This window comes from Neobacillus sp. NRS-1170, from assembly GCF_050468025.1.
In genome coordinates this window covers 57,990-82,470 of record NZ_JBITPF010000019.1, presented here as the reverse complement: position 1 = coordinate 82,470, position 24,481 = coordinate 57,990, and the positions used below count along the sequence as shown (strand labels likewise).

At 40.5% G+C, this 24,481-nt stretch carries 22 protein-coding genes; 18 read left to right on the top strand and 4 right to left on the bottom strand.

The genetic code is table 11. The features are described from left to right. The first annotated feature begins 478 nt into the window (after positions 1 to 478). Positions 479 to 1,405, top strand: a complete 927-nt coding sequence (locus ACIFOT_RS07965; RefSeq protein WP_430063764.1) for a phosphotransferase family protein — start codon at positions 479 to 481, stop codon at positions 1,403 to 1,405. Between the two features lie 103 nt (positions 1,406 to 1,508). Here ACIFOT_RS07965 and ACIFOT_RS07960 read toward each other — a convergent pair whose 3' ends face one another. Continuing rightward, positions 1,509 to 2,756, bottom strand: a complete 1,248-nt coding sequence (locus ACIFOT_RS07960; protein ID WP_430063762.1) for a GGDEF domain-containing protein — start codon at positions 2,754 to 2,756, stop codon at positions 1,509 to 1,511. A gap of 303 nt (positions 2,757 to 3,059) precedes the next feature. Between ACIFOT_RS07960 and ACIFOT_RS07955 the strand changes: the two genes are divergently transcribed. Together ACIFOT_RS07955 and ACIFOT_RS07950 are read left to right on the top strand one after the other, a co-directional pair. Beyond that, the gene (locus ACIFOT_RS07955) at positions 3,060 to 3,431 is read left to right on the top strand and encodes a TfoX/Sxy family protein (RefSeq protein WP_430063760.1); all 372 of its coding nucleotides are present in this window, start codon (positions 3,060 to 3,062) and stop codon (positions 3,429 to 3,431) included. A gap of 155 nt (positions 3,432 to 3,586) precedes the next feature. Then, complete coding sequence (locus tag ACIFOT_RS07950; RefSeq protein WP_430063758.1) at positions 3,587 to 4,057, top strand: nucleoside deaminase; 471 nt, start codon at positions 3,587 to 3,589, stop codon at positions 4,055 to 4,057. 225 nt (positions 4,058 to 4,282) lie between these two features. Here the strand turns inward: ACIFOT_RS07950 and ACIFOT_RS07945 are convergent, their stop codons facing one another. After that, the gene (locus tag ACIFOT_RS07945) at positions 4,283 to 5,230 is read right to left on the bottom strand and encodes an iron-hydroxamate ABC transporter substrate-binding protein (RefSeq protein WP_430063756.1); all 948 of its coding nucleotides are present in this window, start codon (positions 5,228 to 5,230) and stop codon (positions 4,283 to 4,285) included. 302 nt (positions 5,231 to 5,532) lie between these two features. Between ACIFOT_RS07945 and ACIFOT_RS07940 the strand changes: the two genes are divergently transcribed. Genes ACIFOT_RS07940 through ACIFOT_RS07925 form a run of 4 tightly spaced genes read left to right on the top strand, consistent with a single transcriptional unit; the run spans position 5,533 to position 9,410 of the window. Then, on the top strand, positions 5,533 to 6,546 hold the full coding sequence (locus ACIFOT_RS07940; RefSeq protein ID WP_430063829.1) for a FecCD family ABC transporter permease: 1,014 nt from the start codon (positions 5,533 to 5,535) through the stop codon (positions 6,544 to 6,546). An 8-nt stretch (positions 6,547 to 6,554) separates the two neighbouring features. Further along, the gene (locus ACIFOT_RS07935) at positions 6,555 to 7,565 is read left to right on the top strand and encodes a FecCD family ABC transporter permease (protein ID WP_430063828.1); all 1,011 of its coding nucleotides are present in this window, start codon (positions 6,555 to 6,557) and stop codon (positions 7,563 to 7,565) included. 14 nt (positions 7,566 to 7,579) lie between these two features. Next, entirely contained in the window at positions 7,580 to 8,425 is an 846-nt protein-coding gene (locus tag ACIFOT_RS07930) for an ABC transporter ATP-binding protein (RefSeq protein ID WP_430063754.1), read from the top strand. Then, on the top strand, positions 8,415 to 9,410 hold the full coding sequence (locus ACIFOT_RS07925; RefSeq protein ID WP_430063752.1) for an NAD(P)/FAD-dependent oxidoreductase: 996 nt from the start codon (positions 8,415 to 8,417) through the stop codon (positions 9,408 to 9,410). The genes ACIFOT_RS07930 and ACIFOT_RS07925 overlap by 11 nt, the downstream gene beginning before the upstream one ends. A 140-nt stretch (positions 9,411 to 9,550) precedes the next feature. Here ACIFOT_RS07925 and ACIFOT_RS07920 read toward each other — a convergent pair whose 3' ends face one another. Together ACIFOT_RS07920 and ACIFOT_RS07915 are read right to left on the bottom strand one after the other, a co-directional pair. After that, on the bottom strand, positions 9,551 to 10,759 hold the full coding sequence (locus ACIFOT_RS07920; protein ID WP_430063750.1) for an MFS transporter: 1,209 nt from the start codon (positions 10,757 to 10,759) through the stop codon (positions 9,551 to 9,553). A 165-nt stretch (positions 10,760 to 10,924) separates the two neighbouring features. Continuing rightward, complete coding sequence (locus tag ACIFOT_RS07915; RefSeq protein WP_430063748.1) at positions 10,925 to 11,668, bottom strand: IclR family transcriptional regulator; 744 nt, start codon at positions 11,666 to 11,668, stop codon at positions 10,925 to 10,927. A 153-nt stretch (positions 11,669 to 11,821) separates the two neighbouring features. Between ACIFOT_RS07915 and ACIFOT_RS07910 the strand changes: the two genes are divergently transcribed. The 11 genes from ACIFOT_RS07910 (at position 11,822) to ACIFOT_RS07860 (ending at position 24,431) form a co-directional block, all read left to right on the top strand. Then, positions 11,822 to 12,688 (top strand): dimethylarginine dimethylaminohydrolase family protein, encoded by an 867-nt coding sequence (locus ACIFOT_RS07910; protein WP_430063746.1) that lies wholly within the window; start codon positions 11,822 to 11,824, stop codon positions 12,686 to 12,688. 19 nt (positions 12,689 to 12,707) lie between these two features. Beyond that, positions 12,708 to 13,469: a dimethylarginine dimethylaminohydrolase family protein gene (locus ACIFOT_RS07905; RefSeq protein ID WP_430063744.1), complete on the top strand. Its 762-nt coding sequence runs from the start codon at positions 12,708 to 12,710 to the stop codon at positions 13,467 to 13,469. Between the two features lie 42 nt (positions 13,470 to 13,511). Beyond that, complete coding sequence (locus ACIFOT_RS07900) at positions 13,512 to 14,912, top strand: amino acid permease (protein WP_430063743.1); 1,401 nt, start codon at positions 13,512 to 13,514, stop codon at positions 14,910 to 14,912. 37 nt (positions 14,913 to 14,949) lie between these two features. Then, positions 14,950 to 16,569, top strand: a complete 1,620-nt coding sequence (locus tag ACIFOT_RS07895) for a M20/M25/M40 family metallo-hydrolase (RefSeq protein ID WP_430063741.1) — start codon at positions 14,950 to 14,952, stop codon at positions 16,567 to 16,569. A gap of 278 nt (positions 16,570 to 16,847) precedes the next feature. Next, a complete protein-coding gene (locus ACIFOT_RS07890) occupies positions 16,848 to 18,140 on the top strand; it encodes an ABC transporter substrate-binding protein (protein WP_430063739.1) in 1,293 nt (430 codons plus the stop codon). Between the two features lie 193 nt (positions 18,141 to 18,333). Beyond that, on the top strand, positions 18,334 to 19,329 hold the full coding sequence (locus tag ACIFOT_RS07885) for a LacI family DNA-binding transcriptional regulator (RefSeq protein ID WP_430063737.1): 996 nt from the start codon (positions 18,334 to 18,336) through the stop codon (positions 19,327 to 19,329). A 355-nt stretch (positions 19,330 to 19,684) separates the two neighbouring features. Then, positions 19,685 to 20,275: a KpsF/GutQ family sugar-phosphate isomerase gene (locus ACIFOT_RS07880; RefSeq protein WP_430063735.1), complete on the top strand. Its 591-nt coding sequence runs from the start codon at positions 19,685 to 19,687 to the stop codon at positions 20,273 to 20,275. Positions 20,276 to 20,296: 21 nt separating this feature from the next. Then, positions 20,297 to 21,238: a ribokinase gene (rbsK, locus tag ACIFOT_RS07875; RefSeq protein WP_430063734.1), complete on the top strand. Its 942-nt coding sequence runs from the start codon at positions 20,297 to 20,299 to the stop codon at positions 21,236 to 21,238. A gap of 124 nt (positions 21,239 to 21,362) precedes the next feature. Beyond that, entirely contained in the window at positions 21,363 to 22,640 is a 1,278-nt protein-coding gene (locus tag ACIFOT_RS07870) for an ABC transporter substrate-binding protein (protein ID WP_430063732.1), read from the top strand. An 83-nt stretch (positions 22,641 to 22,723) separates the two neighbouring features. Beyond that, positions 22,724 to 23,608 (top strand): carbohydrate ABC transporter permease, encoded by an 885-nt coding sequence (locus ACIFOT_RS07865; protein WP_430063730.1) that lies wholly within the window; start codon positions 22,724 to 22,726, stop codon positions 23,606 to 23,608. A 16-nt stretch (positions 23,609 to 23,624) separates the two neighbouring features. Further along, positions 23,625 to 24,431 (top strand): carbohydrate ABC transporter permease, encoded by an 807-nt coding sequence (locus tag ACIFOT_RS07860; protein ID WP_223594489.1) that lies wholly within the window; start codon positions 23,625 to 23,627, stop codon positions 24,429 to 24,431. Positions 24,432 to 24,481: the final 50 nt, after the last annotated feature.

Below are 24,481 nucleotides of genomic sequence, written 5' to 3'. Positions count from 1 at the left end.
GGTAGAGTACTTTTGTAATGAGTGGCGTCACAATATTTACTTTAGTTACAAAAACAATTATTTGCCTATCAATCTTTAAGCCTGTTCAACATTAGATAAAGAAACGAGATTTTTTTGGATAGGGATGGATGGAAATGGCGAAGAGGAACCGGGGGAAAACAATCAGCTACCTGCCATCAAACGGCCGGGGGACATGCCCATTGTGCGGGAGAACAAGAATAAAGCTTTTGTACCCACACACAACAGAAACAAACGAAAAAATCAAAGTCTGTAAAAACTGCCGTGAAAAAAAATATTAAACGGTGTTACGGTGTCAGGCACCGCTTATGGACAAATTCTTCGTTTTGTCCACTATAGGCGGACATTGGTGCCTGACACCGAATTTCTTTTACTTTGTGGTTTGTTTGATTGTTCCATCATTTTATATTAATTTAAAGAATAGAATCGGAAGAAGATTAATATAAAAGGGGGACTGATTATGTTCGATGATTATGCATCCAAATTATCGGATAATGTTCTTAAATGGGTCATAGATTCAGTAGATCGGAAGGCAAAAGTACACTCTTTCAGTCTGCTTAAAGGCGGTACGTCTTCTAGTGTTTACGGTCTATCACTACATGGTGAACAAGGGGTCTCAGAGCTCGTTTTACGGTTAATCGACAATGAAGAATGGGTATTGGCAGAGCCAGATTTGGCCCTGCATGAAGCAAAGAGTCTACAATGGGCAGCACGAACGGGCATTCAGACACCTAAAATCGTTGCATATGATAAAACCGGTACCTCCTGTCAAGTGCCAGCTGTGCTGATGACTAGACTTCGAGGCAGTGTGGACCTAAGTCCGGTTAACATGAATCTATGGCTGGACGGCCTTGCAAAAACATTAGTTCAGATACACTCAGTGGATGCCGGGGATTTTCCATGGTCCTACAACACCTACATGGACGTTAACTCCTTGGATATCCCTACTTGGACAAGCTGTCCAGACTTATGGAAAAAGGCTATTAATATAGTAAAAGGACCTCGTCCCTACACTAAGCAGTGCTTCATCCATCGGGATTATCATCCGACAAACGTCTTGTGGGATGGACATGCAGTCAGTGGTGTAGTCGATTGGGTAAATGCCTGCCGGGGTCCTGCAGGGATTGATGTTGGCCACTGCCGGTTGAATTTAACTCTTTTATATGGCGGTCACATAGCGGATGCATTCTTATCAGCATATCAAAGGCACGCCGGTTCCACAGGATTCAAATATGATCCATATTGGGATATCCTTTCCTTAATCGAAGTACTCCCTGGACCTCCACAAGTATATACAGGCTGGACAGACTTCGGATTCACAGGACTAACCGATGAAATGATGATCCAACGCGCTGACCAATACATAAAAAGCCTGATGGCAGTCTAAGTTACTATATGTCCACTCCAGGCGTACAAAAAAGTGAAAATGTCTTTTAATGGTGCCTGACACCACCAACAACAAAAAAAGTGGTCTACCCATGCTGCATAGGTTAGACCACTTTTTCGTTTAGTAAGCCGTTGATGACGGATACTTTGTTTCTTCCTAGTTGTTTGGATTGGAGCATGAGTTCATCGGCAAGGATATAGCCTTTTTCCATGGAGATGTGTTCGTTTACTTTGTAGTAATAGAGTCCAAATGAAGCAGAATAGGAGATAAAAAGCTGTTCTCCGTTATATTCTACTGCAACGGAATTGTTTGCAATCCCTCCAAGCATTCTATTTACCAAACTTAACGATTCATCGAAATTTCTTTTTCTGAGGCAGAGAGTAAACTCCTCGCCGCCGCTTCGAAACAGAAAATCATCAACATCTAGATAGCTTTTTAAAGTTGCAGCAAAGTGCTGTATGACCTTATCGCCCACCGCATGATTATAGCTGTCATTAATGCCTTTAAATTTATCAATATCGGCCACGACAATCCCAATACTTTCACCCGTTTGGTTGAGCTCAGCCATTTTTTTGTCCATAAAGGTACGATTAAATACCCCGGTCAAAAAGTCCGTATAAGCCATTTGTTCGAATTGGTCCCGTTCAACCTTGTTTTGTATACTCTGGGATTTGTAATAGAAGGAGCGGCTAACGATATAATTCAAAATAAACATGATAATTAACATTTCCCAGCTTTTATTTTGGAGAAAAAAGAGCAGCAATCCATTTGAAACAGCCACTTTCCCATAGTCGAAGAAGCTAATCCCCCTAAAAATAAAGTCGATTCCTTCTTTGAAGGATTTTAATTCTCCCAATATTACAAAAACAATAACCATAAAAGTACCTGAAAGATAAGAGGAAATACAGACTAAGAGAAACATCAGAATCCAAAAGCCGAAAGGGACGGTTTGAAACCTTTCAATAAAATGCTGGAACAGGAAATAGGCAATCGAGTTCGTTATGACAAAGCAACCAATGTTATAAAAAGTATCAGATAATTCACTAGGATCAGCTGTTTTGGTCCATTTCCGATATGAATAAACTGTAAAGCGATAAATCGTTTCAAATATTAGTAAACCAATTGGTCCAGCGAACAAGACCATGGATAAGTCATAGCTAATGCCATATTCAATATTCGTACTGCCATTTTTATAAAATACCCGGAGGCGAAAATAAAGAACAGAAAAAAACCAGAAAATAATCAGGGCTTTTATATAATAGGAATTAACGGTCAGAATTTCAGATGAACCAAAAGCTATGGCCAATGAAATGAAAAATAAGGATAAGTCGTAAACCCTAGCTTTCAGCATTATCGTTCAAGTCCTTTCACAACTGTGATCAAAAATATAGCCCTAGAATTATTGTCCAAAAACTTATTATATTTGGGCAAAATTAACCTATAATACCATTGTACAAAATTTCAGATATATACGAACAACTTTTTTGTGTGAATTTATAGCAATTATATTGTTTCATATTTTCCTAGCATAAAATCTTACATATTATGCAACACCGATAATTTTTCTGCCTATTGCTTAGACTTATTGGGCACAATGAAAGGTAGAATGACTAAAAGTGGTGACTTTAAAGAACGAAAAAAGGAGTGAGTACGTATGTCATTTCCACGCCCAGATGAAGACTCAAAAGCATTTTTCTCTTCCGTTATTCCCGTGGATCCCCGTATCAATATAAAACCGATGTTCGGCAACCTAGCGAGCTTTATTAATGGCAATATGTTCGCGGGATTATTTGGCCCGCAAATTTTCGTAAGACTACAAGAACAAGATCGTCTTCGTCTTTTAGAGGAAGAAGGGGCAACGGAGTTTTCACCTATGCCAGGCAGGCCGATGAAAGAGTATGTCGCGCTGCCAGAACAATGGAGGGAAGAGCCTGATAAAATAAAGGAATGGATTCAGCAGTCCGTAACCTGGGTTGAAACTATGCCTGAAAAAGTACCAAAGAAAAAGAAAAGTAAAGAGAAATAAATAATGCTAATAGGAGAAAAAACTAGCTTCTTTAAATGAGAAAGCTAGTTTTTTTAGTTTTAAAAGTGTTTGGGTCTAATAAATTTACAATTCTTTTTCCTGCATAGGGATAATAAATTATGTTAAGGGAATTTGAAAAAGGATGGGGGTAGTTTATGAGAGAAGAGATGTTTATGAAGATGGCCGTGGATATTGCTTATGAAAATGTGATTACTAATAACGGCGGGCCATTTGGTGCAGTAGTGGTAAAAAACGGCCAAATTATCGGTGTCGGCCGTAATCAGGTAACTGCAAAGAATGATCCGACAGCACATGCCGAAATCCAAGCGATTCGAGAGGCCTGTAAATTTTTAGATAGCTATCAATTGACAGATTGCGAGCTTTACACAAGCTGCGAGCCATGTCCGATGTGTTTCGGTGCCATTTATTGGTCCAGGCTAAAGACAATTTATTATGGCTGTACAAAAGACGATGCAGCAAAAATTGGCTTCGATGACCAATTCATTTATGATCAATTAGCTCTGCCTGTAGAAAAACTAAGTATCCCAATGATTCGTGTACTCCCCGACAACAACTACTCCCCTTTCCAAGCCTGGATAAACTCAAAACAAAAAAAAGAATACTAGATGGTATTTTAGGGTGTCAGGCACCACCCGTGGACATTTGTCCACAGATGGTGCCTGACACCCTTTTTTAATTTTCCCAACTTGTTTACGAAGTATTTTGTCCAGTAAAATAGCATAAAAATACCTGCCCTATAAGAAAGAGGGCAGGTATTTTTATGTGTCCTCCACAAGAGGACGAATGTATTTTTGTGGTGCCTGACACCATTTGTAATCTTTACACGGTTGTTATTTTGTTAAAGCTTTAACGACTTCGTCTATGGTTTTTTCGCTGGCGATTAGTCCGTTGATGGTCCAGTTGCTTGGGTCGTTCATTTCATAAACGTGTCCGTTTTTCACTGCATCAAGACCATTCCAGATGGAGCTCTTCGCTAAGATGTCTAATCCGGGTTCCCCTTTTTTGCTGACTAAGAAGATATGGTTTGCATTAATTTCAGGTAATTTTTCAAGCGCAATTGGGTCCCACTGGACCGCAGCTTTTCCTAATCCTTCGACGAAGTCAGGCTGCTTAATGCCTAGATCACTATAAAGAACATTTGCACTGAAACGATTGTTTTCCATCAGATAAAATTTGTCGCCCATTACCCAAATGATGGCGGCTGATTCCTCTCCAATAGCGTTCTGGATTTTGGATTTTGCCTCAGAAACCTTGGAATCATACTTAGCTAAAGCATCCTTGGCTTCCTTTTGCTTATTTAAAATTTCGCCCATCTGTGTAAGCTGTTTACGCCAGTCTGCACTAATCTCGTCCTTAAACACGTAGGTTGGAGCAACCTTTTTATATTCCTCATATTGTCCTTTTTGAATCGCAGTAGGAGAACTGAAAATGATTAAATCAGGGTCGTTGCTGATTGCTTGTTCCAATGGAAGATCCCAGCCAATCTTTGGAACACCCTTTAATTCGGGCTGCAAATAGTCTAATACGGTATCGCCAATCGACCATTGAGCCGCTGGTTTTACCCCTAAAGCCACTAAAGAGTCCTCTAAATAAGGGGCAAGAATACGCTTAGGATTCGCTGGTATCGTAACTTCACCCATGGCGTCCTGTAATTTCACTTCCACATTTTTGTCTTCTGATTTCTTGCTAGTATCCTTATTATCTGCATTACCACACGCGGTTGCAAATACTAACAAAAGTAAGAACGTAATAGATAAATAAAGGCGATTCTTAAACATTGTTTTTCCTCCTGATAGTGAAAATCTTCTGTTAATGCAAATGATAATCATTTTCAAGTTGATAGTCAATAATTAAAATAACAAGATTTCTTAAATCTTGTGAAGAGATTCTGAAGGATTTTTATGGAAGTGGTATTTCTACTATTAATATATTGAAATATTAGTAGTTGCTCTTTATACTTAATGATAATGATTATCATTATTTCTGGAGCTTTTTATAGACTCAATAATTATTTGTTTTTTCATATGAGAAAGGGTGTTCATTTTTGCGTGAAAATGCCAAACAACAAGAAGGTAGTTCTATACCCTATCTGAAAAAAAGAACATTCCTAAAAGGAACTGGTGTTATCATTTTTGGGCTTATTTTAATTATCCTTTCCATCGGATTATCGATTGCTTACGGTGCGGCAGATATCAAATTTGCGACAGTGTGGGAAGCAGTCTTGCACTTCAATCCTGATGTTACTTCTCATCAAATCATTCAAGAAATCCGTTTGCCGAGAGCGATAGGAGCAGTAATGGTTGGGGCATTGCTTGCTGTGTCAGGAGCTGTCATGCAAGGACTGACACGGAATCCGCTCGCTTCACCATCAATCATGGGGGTGACCGATGGAGCTGCCTTTGCCTTAGTCATTACACTTGCATTTTTCCCTGCAGCGACCCTTTTAAGTCTTACTTTTTCTTCGTTTGTGGGAGCGGGGCTGGGCGTCATGCTCGTCTTCATGATTGGCGCTTATTCAAAAGGAGGTTTGACACCGGTTAAGCTCGCACTTGCTGGAGTAGCGGTCGGAGCGATGCTGAGCGCCTTCTCGAGCGCGATTGCACTTCATTTTCAAGTGGCGAAGGACATGAGCTTTTGGTATGCCGGTGGGTTAACTTCAATGAATTGGGGCTCCGTGAAGATTTTGCTTGTCGCTGGCGGGCTCGGACTCTTGCTTTCTATGTATATTTCACGATCGATTACGATTCTGAGCCTGGGAGAAGAGGTGTCAAAAGGGCTTGGACAAAATACCCTTCTCGTCAAATTACTTGGAGTCATCGTTGTCCTTGTGCTGACAGGGGCAGCGGTATCAGTAGCGGGGGCCATCGGCTTCATAGGGCTGGTCATCCCGCATATTACCCGTTTTATTATCGGCTCGGATTACCGCTGGATCATCCCGATTTCCGCTGTTTTAGGAGGATTATTGCTCGTATTGGCGGATATCGCTGCGAGAATGGTGAACGCACCGTTTGAAACACCGGTTGGTGCGATTACCGCTATCATCGGAGTTCCCTTTTTCCTTTATCTGGCACGCGGAGAAAGGAGAGGGTTTTAATGAACGTATTGAAAGCAAAGCAAAATAAATTTATCGCAACCATCAGCATCCTATTGCTGCTTACGATCATTCTTTTTATCATCAGCTTAAATTTAGGGGTGGTGCGAATTGCTCCAATCAATGTGTTTAAGACATTGATTGGCATGGGAACTGCACGTGACCAGCTCGTTTTGGTAGATTTTCGTCTTCCAAGGATGATTTTAGCCTTATTAATCGGTGCCGGATTAGCCGTTGCCGGTGCGATTCTTCAAGGAGTTTCCAAAAATGATTTGGCTGACCCGGGGATTTTGGGAATTAACACCGGAGCTGGTTTCGCTGTAATTTTATTTATCTATTTTTTCCAAGGCTCCATGAACAGTATTAGTACTTTTGGAACTTTTTTAATGCCGCTTTTCGCCTTTGTCGGCGCATGTATTGCGGCCCTGCTTATCTACGTTCTAGCCTGGAAAAGGGGAATTGATCCTGTCCGGTTGATATTAGTTGGTATCGGTGTGAATTCCGGCTTTGGGGCCGCGATTATGATTTTTCAATTAAAAATGAATCCGCAAAACTTTATGCAGGCGGCGGTCTGGCTCTCCGGTGATATTTGGGGAGCAAACTGGAAAATGGTTGGTGTTCTAGCCCCGTTAATATTAGTGCTTCTGCCATTTGCGATTTTTAAAGGGCATATCTTAAATCTATTAAATTTAGGCGATCAGGTCGCAACAGGGCTCGGGGTCAGGGTAGAGAAGGAAAGGCGTCTGCTCCTTGTCATTGCCGTGGCGCTTTCAGGTTTTAGTGTGGCGGCAGGGGGCGGCATCGTATTCCTTGGAATGGTCGCGCCGCATATAGCGAAACGATTAATCGGTCCAAGGCATCAGCTGTTTCTTCCGGTGACCGCCATCTTAGGCTCGTTACTTGTGCTATTGGCAGATACGATCGGCAAAAATCTGCTCGCTCCAACCGAAATACCGGTTGGAATTGTTGTGGCAGTGTTTAGTGCACCGTATTTTATTTACCTGCTTATGAAAGCAAAATAAAGGGGGAGCTGAGCGTGGTCTCACTTTCAACAGAGAATCTTCAAATAGGATATGGAGATAAAATCATTGTAGAAGAATTGAATTTGAACATAAAGAAAGGGGAAATTACCACCATCATCGGCGCTAATGGCTGCGGGAAATCGACTATTTTAAAAACAATCGCTCGAGTTCATCCAGCCAAATCGGGGGTTGTTTACCTGGACGGAAAAATGATTCACAAAATCCCGACCAAAGAAATCGCCAAAAAGATGGCCGTGCTTCCGCAAAGTCCGGAAGCACCTAGCGGTTTAACTGTCTACGAATTGATTTCGTTTGGCCGTTCCCCGCATCAAAGCGGCTTTGGCAGACTATCGAATGAGGATAAAAAGGTGATTCAATGGGCGTTGGATGTCACTGGATTAACAACATTCGCCGATCATCCTGTTGACGCACTATCAGGGGGACAGCGTCAGCGTGCATGGATTGCGATGGCCATTGCACAGGAAACGGACCTTTTGCTTCTCGATGAGCCTACTACCTATCTGGACATGGCGCATCAGCTGGAGATCTTGCAGCTGCTGGAAAAATTGAATCGGGAAGAAGGACGGACGATTGTGATGGTCATTCACGATCTTAATCATGCCTCACGTTTTTCCCATCATATGGTTGCTATGCGTGAGGGGAGATTAGTAAAAGAAGGTACAGCTGACGAAGTCATGACCCATGAAGTTTTAAAAATCGTTTTTCAAATTAATGCCGAGATAGTCAAGGATCCACGGACGAAGAAGCCTGTCTGCCTTTCTTATGATTTAATTCAAAAGGAACACCAGCGGGAGAAAAAGTGTAGTGAATATATAGCAGTGGGAATGGATGTGGAATGAGATGAAGCTTTTCGACGTAACCATCATTGGCGGAGGTCCTGCTGGCCTATTCACCGCTTTTTATTGTGGCATGAGAGAAATGGAAACGAAGATTATTGAATTTTTGCCGTATTTGGGCGGAAAGGTTTCCTATTTCTATCCGGAAAAAATGATCCGCGATATCGGGGGCATTCCTGCCATTAAAGGGGAGGAATTGATCCGGCAGCTCGAGGAACAGGCCAGAACCTTTGAGCCGACGATTGTTCTGAACCAGCAGGTAGTTGGGTTAGAAAGATTAACGGATGGAACGTTTCTTTTAACCAGCCATAATGGTGAAAAGCATCATACCCGCACCATTATTTTAGCGACAGGTTTCGGTACGTTGAAGAGCGGCAGGCTTGACCTTGCAGATGCAGAGGAATATGAGGGTCGGAACCTGCATTATACGGTGGAACGACTCAAGGATTTTACCGGCAAACATGTACTAATTTCTGGCGGCGGCAATTCAGCAGTGGATTGGGCAAACGAACTGCTTCCGATTGCGAAGCACATAACGGTTGTTCACCGCCGTAATGAATTTTCAGGACTGGAAAGGAATATTTCGAACCTCCGGAACTCAACAGCGACCATTCTGACCCCGTTTGTAATGGAGGGACTGCATGGGGAAGAGAACCAGCTGAACAGCGTTCGTGTGAAGAACCTTGAAACGGGAGAAATACAGGACATCGTTGTTGACGAAGTTCTTGTGAATCATGGATTTTCGATTGACCTGGGTCCGATCAAGGAGTGGGGGCTGGAATTCGAAAATGGCAGTATTAAAGTGGACAGTTTCATGGAAACGAATATACCTGGAATCTTTGCTGCAGGGGATATCGCCAGCTATCAAAACAAACTGCACCTAATCGCAGGCGGCTTCTCAGAAGGCCCCACCGCCGTCAACAGCGCCAAAGCCTATATCGAACCAGAAAAAGAACTGAAACCAATCTTCTCCACCAATCACTTTTAGAGAGTGATGATAGTAGTTAAAAGTGTCATTAATGGTGCCTGACACCAAAAAAAGACATTCTATGGTATTTGTCCGTCATGGATGGACAGTATAAGTTTAAACCGGCCCCAACCACAAACAGTGGATGGGGCCGGTTTGTTTTATTTTTCTTGTTCGATTGTGCGGGTACGGGTTTGCAGGTATTGGTGCCTTAAATAAAAGATAGCGGTCATGGTAAGAGATAGGCTTCCGAAAAGGACGCACATGAGTTGAAGACCAATCAAATCTAACAGAAATCCACTAATAAGAAGAACGATCTGGAAGCTAATTCGGTCAAGCATGTTTCGGAAAGAGAAGAATCGTCCATGGAAATCCTTCGGTACCTTTGTTTGGAAGATAGTAGCTGTTGTTGGGAAAAAACAGCCGACAGAAAATCCAAATAACACAAAGGCAGCAATTGTTACCACCGGAAGGTTTGCTAAATAGAGCATTACCTCCGATAGCCCAATCAAAAATGAACAAGCAAATAGAATGAAATAGGGGGTAATTCTATCACTGATTTGTTTGATGAAGAAAGCACCAATCATAAAGGAGATACCCTCCGCCGTGTAAATCCACCCTTTAATGGCGGAACTATCCTGAATTTCACTGATATTAATCACCATAAGATTAAATCCTCCGAGAAACAGTACGGGGACCAGTGTCATGATGAGGGTCATATAGACAATTGGCAGATTTGTTATAATCGGAAAAACATCTTTAAAACTAGTCTTTTCTAAAGTGCTTTTCGTAACTTGCTGAATTCCCTTGCTTTCATCAATATTCAAGAACCAAGTAAGGATGAATAATCCGATATATGCAACCAGTGAACTCACATAAAGCATCGATAGCGGCATGATGACAAGCAATAATCCGGCCAATGCTGTTCCGATAATACGGGAAAGAGTCGACACATTCATATGAACACCATTTAACCGGAGAAGTTCCTTATCAGAAACGACCATCGGGAGGGCTGCTTGAAGGGCAGGAAAATAGAAAGCTGCTGAAATTTGAAGCAAGACTAGAAAAACGGCCATCCACCATATAGAATCAGTCGCAATGGCAATGAGCATAAAGATTACACTGACTGCCCTTACAAAACCAGCGATAAGCATAACCCTTTTCTTACTCGACTGATCAGTAAGTCTGCCGGCATATGGCCCAACCGCAATTCCAGCAAGCAGTCCACCCGCTAGAAGGAGCGATTTTAAGAAGTCTGAGGGGAGCATATCCTGCATGAATTCCAAATTACCAATGATGCCAAACCACAAACCTAAACCAGCGATAAATTCTCCCGTTAATAAAATCCATACATTTCTGTTTTTCCACATACGTTTCGCCTTTCGAAATTCTATTCATTCCTATCAAAGATACAACAATATTTCAAATAATAAAAGAAAAAGATGTGAGACAGCAATTGTTGTTTTTTGTAAAAAAATAATTAAGAAAAACTATCCAAATTCCTATTTTATAAAAAGAAGTTAGTGGACAAACCACTAACTTCTTTTTCTTCCCAATTTAGTAGAAATACGCATTCCGTATTCCATCACTTTATTTCTTAAAAAGTTTTCTCTATCTTCTGTTACATTAAAGCTGACATACCCGATGCTGATAGCACCAATCAATTCATTGGAATGGTCAAAGATTGGGGCAGCGACAGATGAAGTGCCTTTTGTCCTCTCGCCGTGACTTTCTCCAAATCCATCGCTGCGAATCTTGATCAATAATTGTAAAAGAGAATCTTTTTCTTCTTCCAAAGGAGTCAACTTTTTGACGATTTTTAAAGCTTCATTTTTGGGCATATGGGCTAGCATGACCTTATTGGCGGCACCAATATTCATAGGGATGCGTATTCCCAGCTGGTCATAAATACGGATTGGGTTATGTGGGCAGTCAATTCTTTCCACGATTAACGATTCCAGGCCAATGGGTTTACTAAAATAAACACTTTCTTCGCACTCGTGCATCAATGCCTCCATTTCAGGGCGGATAAGTCCGACAAAATCAAAGGTATCATACATCTGCAAGCCATACTCCAACCAGGCATTCCCCATTGAATAAAGCTTTGTTTCGGCTTCCTGTTGAATTAATCCGTGCTGAATCATCGAATGTAACAAACGATGTATAGTACTGACTGGGAGCTCGCACTCCTTGGATAAATCAGTAATGGAATACCACTTCTTAGTGTCGTTTTCAGAAAGAACTTTAATTACGTGCATGGCACGGTCAATTGTTTGCATCACTTCATCTCCTAAGAATAATTTAATTTTTCAGTTAATTCTAAATATATTGACAGGCAAAAAAAGCTGCATTAATATCATAAATATAAGTTTTTCCGTTAATAAGAATTATATTCCACTATGCGGAAAAATGGAAGGGGGAATTTAAAATTCATGACAGCATCGATGCATAAAAAGCTTAACCGAGTCATCGTAAAGCATCCAAAGGACGCCTTTCTTAATCAGGAACATTTAAATAAGGAATGGAAGAGATTCAATTATATCAGTGAGCCTGATTTTACCAAAGCAGAGCAAGAGTATGAACAATTTCTTGAAATTATGAACAAACATGTGGAGAACATTGAATTTTTACCTGCTTCAGAAAGTGTAGGTTTAGATTCGCTTTATACCCATGATCCCGTTAAATTTACGAAAAATGGCGCGATTATTTTAAAATCAGGGAAAAAATTACGTCAGCCTGAGGCAGAAGCCTATAAAAATTTTTTGCTAGAAAAAAATATTCCTATATTAGGTGAGCTCTCAGGTGAGGCGGCGGCAGACGGGGGAGACATTGTTTGGCTCGATGATCGCACTCTATTAATTGGCCGCGGCTATCGAACAAATGATGAGGCAATTGAACAAATCAAGGAAATGACTAGGGATTTAGTCGATGAATGTATCGTCGTGCAGCTCCCTCATGATCAAGGGGAAGAAGAATGTCTTCATCTCATGTCATTTATAAGTATTGTCGACGACAATTTAGCCGTTGTTTATTCGCGGTTAATGCCGGTCTTTTTACGACAGCTGCTCATCAAACGTGGCTTTCAGCTCATTGAAGTGCCGGATGAGGAATATCATCGGCTCGGCTGCAATGTTCTTGCTTTAGCGCCGCGCGTTTGTGTGATGGTTTCTGGAAACCCTTATACAAAGGAAAAATTAGTAGAGGCCGGGGCAACAGTTTATGAATATGAGGGCAATGAAATTTCTTATTTAGGAACGGGCGGACCGACATGCCTTACATGTCCAGTGGTCCGTGATTAATAAAAAGGGGGAAATAATTATGTTTAAAAATACTATTGTCAGAGTACCTGGAGAGAACTACATCAACGGCTTAACGACAGCCAATTTAGGAACACCTTTACTAGAAAAAGTTCTAGAGCAGCACGAAGCTTATATTGAAGCCTTGAAAAAGTGCGGAACAGAGGTAACAGTCCTTCAGAGTCACGCGGATTTTCCGGATTCTACCTTCGTTGAGGACACAGCCGTTTTGACATCTAAATTCGCGGTCATTTCCAATCCCGGCGCACCAACAAGGAATGGAGAAATCCATGCAATGGAGCCTTCTATCAAATCCTTCTATGAAAATATTTATTATATTAAAGCGCCTGGAACACTTGAAGGCGGGGATATTCTTCAAATTGAAGACCATTTCTATATCGGGATTTCAACACGCACAAATCAGGAAGGGGCCGAACAATTAAAAACAATATTAGAATTGGAAAACTACAAGGCAACGATTGTTCCGCTGGAAAAGTTCTTTCATTTAAAGACAGGAATCTCTTATTTAGGAAATCAAACAGTTGTCGTGGCAGGAGAATTTATCGACCATCCAGATTTTAATTCCTATAAAAAAATTATTGTCCCGCCGGAAGAGGAATACGCGGCAAACTGTATTCGAGTAAATGACTATGTGATCATCCCGGCCGGATACCCAATCACAAAACAAAAGATGAACGATGCGGGCTATCAAACAATAGAACTTGAAATGTCGGAATTCCGCAAGTTAGATGGCGGATTAAGCTGCTTGTCACTGCGTTTTTAAGGGGATTTTAGGTTCTGCTAAAATACAAGGGGTGTGAGAGGTATGGTCGAACAAGGGGAACAGCAAAATCAGCTAAATCGATCCATGAAACGCAGGCATTTGTTTATGCTTTCGTTAGGGGGAGTCATTGGAACGGGGTTGTTTTTAAACGCTGGTTATACCATCAATCAGGCAGGTGCGGGCGGTGCATTAATCGGGTATTTATTTGGAGGAATTATTTTATACCTCGTCATGGTGTGCCTAGGGGAACTCGCAGTCCATATGCCTGTAACGGGGTCGTTTCAAACATACGCCAGTAAGTTCATCAGTCCATCTGCTGGATTTTCGCTCGGCTGGATGTATTTCATTGGATCTGCTACTACAGCAGGGGTAGAATTTACCGCCGCGGGAATATTGATGAAACGGTGGTTTCCAGATATTTCGGTCTGGGTGTGGTGTGCCGTTTTCATCGCCTTGCTATTCGTGCTTAATGCCTTGACGACGAAGGGATTTGCTGAGGCAGAATATTGGTTTGCGGGTATTAAAGTAGTAGCAGTCATTTTCTTTATCATTATTGGTTTTGGCGCGATTTTTGGCATTATTCCATTGGAAGGCCGCCCGGCCCCCTTTTTAGAGAACTTGGCTCCATCAGGATTGTTTCCGGCGGGGTTTGTCATTCTTTTTGTGACCATGATGAACGTTATTTTTTCCTATCAAGGGTCGGAATTGATTGGAATTGCAGCAGGTGAAAGCGAGGATCCGCAAAAGAATATTCCTCGTGCGATTAGGAACGTCCTATTTAGAATTATCGTCTTTTATTTGGCCTCAATTGTTATTTTATCAGCGATTTTTCCAAATAAGGAATTAGGATTATTGGAAAGTCCATTCGTCACACTGATGGACTTAGCGGGTATTCCATTCGCGCCAGATATTATGAATTTTGTCATCCTGACAGCCATTCTTTCAGTTGGAAACTCTTGTATTTATGCATCGACCCGCCTGCTGTGGGCGATGGCGCATGACGGTATGGCACCGAAGGTATTTGGAAAGCTGTCAAAACGTAAAGTTCCTTTCACATCCCTGGTATTTACGATGATATTTTCGCTTTTATCCTTGTTAACCAGCGTAATTGCTGCAGACACGGTGTTTGTCTTGCTTATGTCGGTTGCAGGTATATCAGTGACCATTTCGTGGATTGGGATTGCTCTTTCCCAGTTGATGTTTCGAAAGAAATATTTGCGAGATGGCGGTAAATTAGAGGATTTACAATACAAGGTCCCGTTTTATCCATTAATCCCAATAGTATGTATCGTATTCTGCGTGTCGATCCTACTATTCCTGGCCTTCGACCCCACACAGCTAGTTGGTTTACTAGTAGGGATAGGATTTTTGGCGGTCTGCTTCATTTTCTATCACTTTAAGAATAAGAGAAGCACCGAAGTGAACATAAAATCAGGTCTTTAACTAACACTATTACAAAAATAAAAGGGGTATTAATATAATGGAACAACTTAGATGGGGGACGCCGGATGCGCTTCGAAGGCTCCTATGCAAAGTAGTGAGTTGGAAAAGCATGACATTAACGGAAGGAGAACGAGAATTTCCTTCAAAAATACAAGCAAAGCTCGCCGAAGTAACCTATTTTCGAGAGAACCCTAATCATTTAGAACTTCATGATGCCGACCTCGGCCGGAGGTTTTTAACGGCAATATATAAACACACAAGTGCAAAGGAAACCATCGTCCTTATTAGTCACTTTGATACCGTGAATACAGAAGAGTATGGGGATCTTGAGGAATACGCTTATAAGCCAGAAGAATTAACCAAGCTCCTTCTGACCAGAAAAAATGAACTGCCGGAGGATGCAAGGAACGATCTTCAATCAGGTGAATATCTATTCGGCAGAGGCACGATGGACATGAAAATGGGTCTTGTCATGCATATGGGCATGATTGAAAAAGCTGCAGCCGAGGAATGGCCGATTAATCTTCTTCTTTTGACCGTACCGGACGAGGAAGTCAATTCGTCCGGAATGCGTGCAGCTGTGACCAAGCTTTTGGAATTAAAGGAGGAGCATCAGCTTACTTATAAACTTTTCTTGAATGGGGAGCCAGTATTTACACAAGAACCGGGTGATAGTAATTATTATATCTACTCAGGTTCAATCGGCAAAATCATGCCGTCCGCACTTTTTTATGGGAAAGAGACGCATGTTGGAGAACCGCTAAGCGGCATTACAGCGCCGTATATCGCCTCTTTTTTAACCCAGCGAATGGAATGGAATCCGTTGCTGCAAGAAAAGGAAATGGGTGAAACTACTCCACTTCCTGTCACCCTTCAGCAAAAGGATCTAAAACTGGAATATTCAGTGCAAACACCTTACCGGGCATCAGCCTTATACAATGTGTTTTTAATGAAGCGGAATGCCGATGAAATCATGAGTATTTTTGAAAAGGTCGCCAAAGATGCCGCTGATGCCTGTAACGCAGCATATAAGCGAGTCTGCCAAGAACTATCTGCAGAGCCGGTTGGAAGCGTGCGTGTAATACGTTACGAAGATTTATTAAAGCATGCCACCCAAAAGTTTGGGGAAAAAGTGGTGGAGGCAATTAAGGTTGGCATTCATGCAAACCCAGATTGGGATGACAGGGAAAAATCCTTCCGAATTGCCGATACATTGATGATCCAATGCCAGGAACTTGCACCGGCCATCGTCTTGCTTTTTGCACCTCCATATTATCCAGCGGTCAATTCATCGGAGGATGAACTCGTGAAACAATGTGTGGATTACGTAAAGAAGGAAGGGCTGACAAAATTTGATTTGCCGGTAAAACAAATCCATTATTTCAATGGGATTAGCGATTTAAGCTATGTGAATTATAGGGATGAAGGAGAAGGATGGACTACCTTCAAAGCAAACACCCCGGTATGGGGCAGCAGCTACAGCATCCCATTCGCTGAGATGACACAGCTCCAAGCCCCCGTTTTAAATGTTGGTCCACTTGGAAAAGACGCACATAAACGTACGGAACGTCTCCATATGAAAAGTGCTTTTGAGGAAGTACCTGCACTGGTTGAAGGTATGATTCAAATGATTATGAATATGAAACAAGAAAACTGATTCCCAAAAAGGGAATCAGTTTTTTTAAAAGTATTGAAATAAAATGGAAAAAGTTATATATTAAGATGTGTAAACGATTACATAACATGTAAAACGATTGAATGACAATCACATATCCACTATTTTTTTTAGAAGAATGTGTAAACGTTTACATATTTAGGGAGGTGATAAAAGATGAGGGAACAAACCATTTTTGCGGGAACATAGCCCTTGACTTGCCGGTGGTTTTTCGGGGTTTGAAAACGTTTACGGAGAAGAAAATTAAAGGAGGAGAAAAAATGAAATGGAATAAAAAAATAATAGCTGCTATTAATTTAGCACTTGTGCTCATTATTATGGTAGCTGGCTGTTCATCCAACTCTACTAATGTATCTAAATCAGAATCCTCAGCTAAATCTAAAAAAGTTGTAACTCTACAATTTACCGACTTCCAGTATCCTATACATCAAAAATTATTTAAAGAACTAGTGGATGAATATAATGCTAGTCAAGATAAAGTGAAAATAAAATACTCATCTGCAGGTAATGCCAATGATTACTCTAATACAAAATTACCTGTTGCTTTTGCAAATAATGAAGGTCCAGATATTTTTATGACAAGTGCAGGTGACTTTAAAAAATATGCAGATGCCGGAATAATGGCAGATCTAACACCATATTTTCCAAAGGGTTCCATTGATGATTTTCTTCCATCAACTATTGAGGCAGTAACCTATAAGGACAAAATCCTTGCGCTTCCCTTCGAGCTAGAATTATTAGGTTTGTATTACAATAAGAAAATGTTGAAAGATGCTAATGTAAAGGTTCCTGAAACTTGGGAAGAGTTATTCGATGCTGCCCGTAAACTTACAACTGATAAGGTTGCTGGCCTTGTTCTGCCAACGGATATCGGCCCTTACTTAAATTTCATCTGGTACCCTTTCCAATGGCAGCAGGGAGGCAGTGTATTAAATGAAGACGGCACCAAATCCACATTTAATTCACCAGAAAATGTGAAGGCCTTAGATTATTGGGGATCCTTTTTCCAAAAGGGTTATTCTCCTTCTAAATTACAATATGGTGCAGGTGATATTGATAATATCGCGACTGGATCAGCTGCGATGCAAATTAGCGGTACGTGGTCGATTGCTACATTGGAAGACAAATTTCCAGATTTTGAAGCAGGTTTAGTTCCCATCCCAATTCCAAATGGAGGAAAACACGCTTCGGATGGCGGCGGATGGAAACTAGCCGTAAATGCTAAGAGTGAACATGTTAAGGAAGCAGCAGACTTTATTATGTGGGCATTTGCTGAAGACACATCCCGACCATTGAAATGGGCAAAAACAAAATCGGCCTATCCAGCAAGAAAATCAGTAATTGAAGAAGGTAAAGATTACTATCAGACAGGGTTACGAAAGATCTTTACAGACGAAATTTACAATACGGCAACACCTGAACCACAATATGGTCCAGAAATTGTGGATGCAATTGGAAAAGCATTACAAAATGTCATTTTTGGTAAAATGAGCGGTAAGGAAGCAGCGAAAATTGCTGATGAAAAAATTCAGCAAGTACTTGATAGTAAGTAAAAGTAAAAATTAGCCCAAAAAGTGGAAAATACTTAAAATATTTTTATATAAGAATTGAAAGTGCTGGTATTTTTTTATAAAATTACTGTAAACGATTACACATTCCGTCAAAATTACGGTATTTAGAGATTAGATTACAATGTGCTGATCCCCCATATATTATTTTAGGAATACAAATTGGAAGTGAGATATTTTGAGTAACACCACAATTAAAGACATCGCAAAAGAATTAAATATATCAATTGCAACTGTATCCCGAGTATTAAACAATAGCGGCTATGCAAGCCCAGAAGTAAAAGAAAGGGTACTTGCAGCAGCCAAAAAATTGAATTATCGTCCCAATGCCATCGCAAGAAGTTTAAAGAAACATCAAACGAATACCATCGGGATTGTAATCCCTGATATTTCTAACCCTTTCTTTATGAAAATTTCTAGAGGCATTGAAGATGTCGTTCTACCGAAAGGATATAATTTAATTTTCGCAAGCGGTGATGAAAATCCTCAAAAAGAGAAAAAAATGCTCCAGATCCTATTTGAAAAAAGAGTAGATGCTATTGTTATTGCTACATCCGGCGGCAATGAAGAAACGATTCGAAAAATAAAAAGTACTGGTGTACCGATTATTTTAGTAGATAGAAAGATAAAAAATGATTTAGACCTCGATTATGTTGTTGAGGATAACGTTCAGGGGGCATACCAATTAACAGCCTATTTACTTCAGCAAGGGCATACGCGCATTGGATTAGTAAATGGTTCTCAGGAGGTAAGCACCGGTTATGAACGTTTCGAAGGGTACATGAAGGCTATAGAGGAATATGGGATATCATCACAACCTGAGTATATTTATGATGGGGAATTCACCACAGATGGTGGATTTAAGGCCGCAGAATATTTTTTAAGCTTGCCAGAAATGCCTACAGCCATCCTGTCGTTTAATAACGTCATGACATTTGGTGTTCTTCTTAAGCTGGCAGAGCAGGGGATAGCCAACTTTGAAGATCTCATTATTGCATCTTATGGCCAAAATGACGCAGAGCAGCTTATCCAGAAGCCGAAAATCATTAGTATTAAACAATCTCCTTATGAAATGGGAATTCGAGCGGGCGAAATTTTACTGGATAGGTTGGTAAATAACGATGAAACACCAGTGTTTGAGACGATAACGCCAATTTTTAATAATGGCAGCTAAATTCGGAGGCGATTTTGTCGCTTCCGAGTAAAGGAATGTTCTAGAGTTTTAAAAACCGTTGTACTTGAAAAATTTGAATGTGCAAAAATTTATAAAAAAGTATTGAAATTTTTAAAAAATTTTTATAAGATGAATGTGTAAACGATTACATGTATTTTCGGAAAAATCTTATAATCTATGGAAATACATCTAGAATGGACCGGTGTATATTTTTTTACACAATGTGTAAACGATTACACATTGTTTCGATTAAAGTCTTTATCTTCCCTTTAGTCCAGGGGAAAATTTTTTAAGCTATGTGTAAACGATTACACATTATCTGATATTCTGACAAAAAATTGAGAGGAGCCAGAGTATGGATCTATTAAATGAAATTAAAAGAGTAATAGAAGTAGAGGCTGCATCGATAAAAGCATTGTCCGAGCAAATTGGACCGAGTTTTACCGAAGCATTAGCGTTATTAGCAGAGTGTAAGGGTAAGGTGATTGTCAGCGGTGTAGGAAAATCCGGACATATTGGAAAAAAGATGGCCGCATCGCTAGCCAGCACGGGAACACCGGCATTTTTTGTTCATAGTACAGAAGGATTGCACGGCGATTTAGGGATGATTCAAAAGGAAGACGTCGTCATCCTAATTTCAAATAGCGGTGAAACATCCGAGGTATTGGGACTCTTGCCTTCATTACTGAAAATTGGCTGTAAAACGATCGCCATTACATCTAGGATTGATTCATCACTTTCACAATTCTGTGATGTAGCCCTGACCTATCAATATACTTCGGAAGCAGACCATTTGGGGTTAGCACCTACAACTAGCTCAACTGTTACCCTTGTCATTGGTGATGCGCTTGCCGTTGCACTGTCTATGTCAAAAAGTTTCAAAAAAGAAGATTTTCATTTATACCATCCCGGTGGCAGCTTAGGGAAAAAATTATCGAGTCAATAATCTTAAAGGATGGAGAAAGATATGGGGATTTTAGTGATCGGAAGTTTCATGATGGATTTAGTCGTTCGGACAGAACGTTTTCCGCATAGCGGAGAAACCGTAATCGGTCAGAGCTTTGCCAAATTTCCAGGTGGAAAAGGGGCTAATCAAGCAGTAGCAGCAGCAAGGCTTGGGGCAGATGTGACGATGGTTGGAAAAGTTGGTTCCGATCCATTCGGGGATGAATTTCTATCGACCTTAAAGAGTGAGGGAATTGATACGGCGAATATTTTGCGTGACACTCAATATCCGACTGGAGTTGGGTCGATAACTTTGGAGGGAAATGGAAATAATCGCATTGTAGTCGTTCCAGGGGCAAATTTACATTACTATTCCAGCGAATTGAATAGTATTAAAAGCCTTATTCAAAGTTCGGAGCTATTAATGGTTCAGCTTGAAATGGATATTAACATGATTGAACAAGCTGTTGCCCTTGCTGCTGAGGTACAAGTACCAGTTATCCTAAACCCAGCACCTGCCCAAAGGCTAAGTGATGAATTACTAAGAAATGTAACGTATTTAACTCCAAATGAGTCAGAGGTGGAATTACTAACCGGAATAAAGGTTCTTACTCTAGAAGATGCAGAAGCCGCTGGAAAAGTCCTTTTGGAAAAGGGAGTCCAAAATGTAATTATCACACTGGCAGAAAAAGGAGCATTAATTGTAAATCCGGCAGGAAACATCCATGTACCTAGTTTAAAGGTGCAGCCCGTGGATACGGTAGCTGCAGGAGATTCCTTCAACGGAGCACTTGCAGTAGGGATCATCAATGGAAGGCCGCTGAAGGATGCAGTTGAATATGCCAATGCAGTCGGCGCTATTACGGTAACAAGAGAAGGAGCCATTCCATCGCTCCCAAGGGCATCAGAGGTAGTGGAATTTCTGAGGCATCATGTTGATGACTCAGTGACAAATAATAATTAAGAAGATTAATTGATTGGAAGTTTTCAGACCTATTGAAAGGAGGGAATTTCGACAAAAAACATAATTAGTCTGTAAACGTTTGCATAAATCTATTAAAATGTAATTTAAAGAGGGGGCAACTGATATGAAATTCTGGAAGTCGTTTTTGATTTTTAGTATTGTGTTATTGCTAGTTGTTCAAGCAGGCTGCAGCAGTTCAACATCTTCTTCAGGAGATGGGAAAAAAGATGGTGTTGTGACACTTAAATTTTGGGATTTCCACTCCGAAGCTGAAAAGAAATTTTTCCAAGACTTAGTCAAGGAATACAACGCCGCACATAAAGACAAAGTGAAAATTGAGTACACAGCGTTTAACCAAAGTGATTACACAACAACAAAATTACCAGTAGCGTTTGCGAACGAAGAAGGCCCAGACATTTTCATGGTAAGCCCTGGTGACTTCACAAAGTATGCGCAATCAGGAATTATGGCTGATTTAAATCCATACTTTCCTAAAGGTGCAAAGGAAGATTTCCTCCCTGCTGCCATCGATGCTGTAACGTATAAGGACAAAGTTCTTGCCCTTCCATATGAATTAGAATTATTAGGTTTATACTACAATAAAAAGATGTTAGCCGATAAAGGTGTTGAAGTGCCTAAAACTTGGGATGAGTTACAAGCTGCCGCTAAAAAGTTAACAACTGATAAAGTGGCTGGTCTAGTTCTTCCTACTGATAAAGGACCATACCTAAACTTTATTTGGTATCCTTTCCTATGGCAGCAAGGTGGAAATGTATTGAGCGAGGATGGAACAAAATCTACCTTTAATTCACCAGAAGTCGTAAAAGCGTTAGACTATTGGGGATCTTTCTTCCAAAATGGTCTATCACCGTCTAAATTACAGTACGGACCATGGGATGCAGCAAATATCGGAACGGGTACGGCTGCGATGACGATTGTAGGTACATGGGCGATTCCAGTGCTTGAAAACCAATTTAAAGATACTGATATTGGTCTTGCACCAATTCCGACTCCAGATGGCGGAAAAGCTGCAACAGATGCTGGCGGCTGGAAGATGGCCGTTAATTCAAAGAGTAAAAATGTAGAAGAAGCTGCTAAATTTATCATGTGGTGCTTTGCTGAAGACAAATCTCGTCCCTTGAAATGGGCTACTGAAGTTAAGTTTGCTTATTCTCCAAGACAATCCGTTATCGAAGAAGGGAAAGCCATCTACGACAAAGGATTACGTAAAGTATTTACAGATGAAATCTACAATTCTGCTATTCCAGAACCACGTTACGGCCCAGAGGTTGTAGACGCAGTCGGTGAAGCGATGCAGAAGGTAATGTTTGGTAAAGTAAAAGGTGCAGATGCTGCGAAAGAAGCAGATAAGAAAATTGAAGAGGCTCTAAAGAAGAAGTAAATTTATTGTAAGTCCGGGCGGTTTTCTATAAGTCTCTCGGACTTACATTCTTATTACCTCGATACTGACGAGGAGGATCGCAAATGAAGCTAAAAGGTTTAAGAAGTAAAAGGAATGAAGCATTGACGGCATATGGTTTCTTACTCCCAAATTTACTGGGATTAACCGTATTTATATTTGTACCGATGGTGTATGCGTTCTATGTTAGCCTTCACGATTGGAATGCATTAAGTCCGAAAGTTTATATCGGCTTTGATAATTATAAAAAACTTGCAGCAGATAAAGATTGGTGGAATTCGGTATATAAAACATTTATTTTCACGATCATTTATGTACCTATGCTCTTTGCAGGATCGCTATTTTTAGCGGTAATTATGAACAGCATAAAGCAAAAGTTTGTAGGTATTGCAAGAACGATGTTTTTATTGCCTTTCGCGATAACGTCTGTTATTTCAGCAGTAATTTGGATGTTCCTATATGATCCACGAAACGGTTTCATTAACCAATTCCTTGATTTATTTGGTCTTCAGCACCAACAATTTTTGGGATCGACCTCTCAAGCGCTGATTTCCGTTATTATCGTTATTCTCTGGATAAATCTTGGATACAATATGATGATTTTCTTGGCTGCTATTAAAGAAATCCCGGGCGATTATTATGAAGCAGCTTCCATTGACGGTGCAACAGGCTGGAAAGCTTTTTGGCATATTACGCTGCCGCTCTTGCGCCCCACTAGTGTGTTTATTTTGGTCGTTACAACAATTGGTTCGTTCCAGGTATTTGACCAAATCATGGTTATGACAAAGGGAGGACCTGCCAATTCCACAATGGTGAGTGTTCTTTATATATACAAGCAGGCATTCGAATTCTTAAATATGGGCTATGCTTCAGCATTAGCAGTTGTATTGTTCTTAATTATTTTTGTTCTATCACTTGCGCAACTAAGATTGTATGCGAAAAAGGATTAGGAGGTGCACAAGCAGCGTGGGGAAAACTAAGAAGTCTTTAACTGTATTTACACTCGCTTGTGGAATTCTAATGATTCTTCCTATCGTTTTCTTGGTATTAAGTTCATTTAGAACTCCGGAAGATGTATTTAAACTTAATTTTAACTTAGCAAATTTAACGCTCGACAATTTTAAGGCTGTATTGGAAACCAATATTTTACGAGCTATTTGGAACTCTTTAATTATTTCAATAACCGTAACAGTCGTAGCGATGCTTTTCCACTCCATGAGCGGATATGCATTAGCCCGTTTAAACTTTCCAGGCAAAAATATCGTGTTTGGATGGATGATCAGTACACTAATGGTTCCCTTTACCGTCATTATGATTCCACTCTATATGGTGACAAAAAATTTAGGACTGGCTAATTCCTACGGCGGGTTAATTATCCCAATGATCTTCAACGCCTATGGAATCTTCTTATTCAAACAGTTCTATCAAGATTTTCCGAAAGAATTGGAAGAAGCAGCTTATATGGAAGGCTTATCGATTACAGGCACTTTCTTTCGACTAGTTCTCCCATTATCGAAACCAATGATTATCCCGCTGACAATCGGATTTTTTACAGCAAACTGGAACAATTATTTATGGCCATTGATTATTAACCAAAAAGAAGAGCTTTGGGTGGTACAGGTTGCCTTGGCAAACATCGTTGGAGGCGGCTATGAAACATCATGGAGCATTGTGCTCGCTGCGGCATTAATGAGTGCGATCCCGACCTTTATCGTCTTCTTCTCCATGCAAAAATATTTGGTTGATGGAATTAAGACAACTGGAATTAAGTAAATAGAAAACCGAGATCCTTTGATTATCTTTAGTTTTATATGAAGGATAGT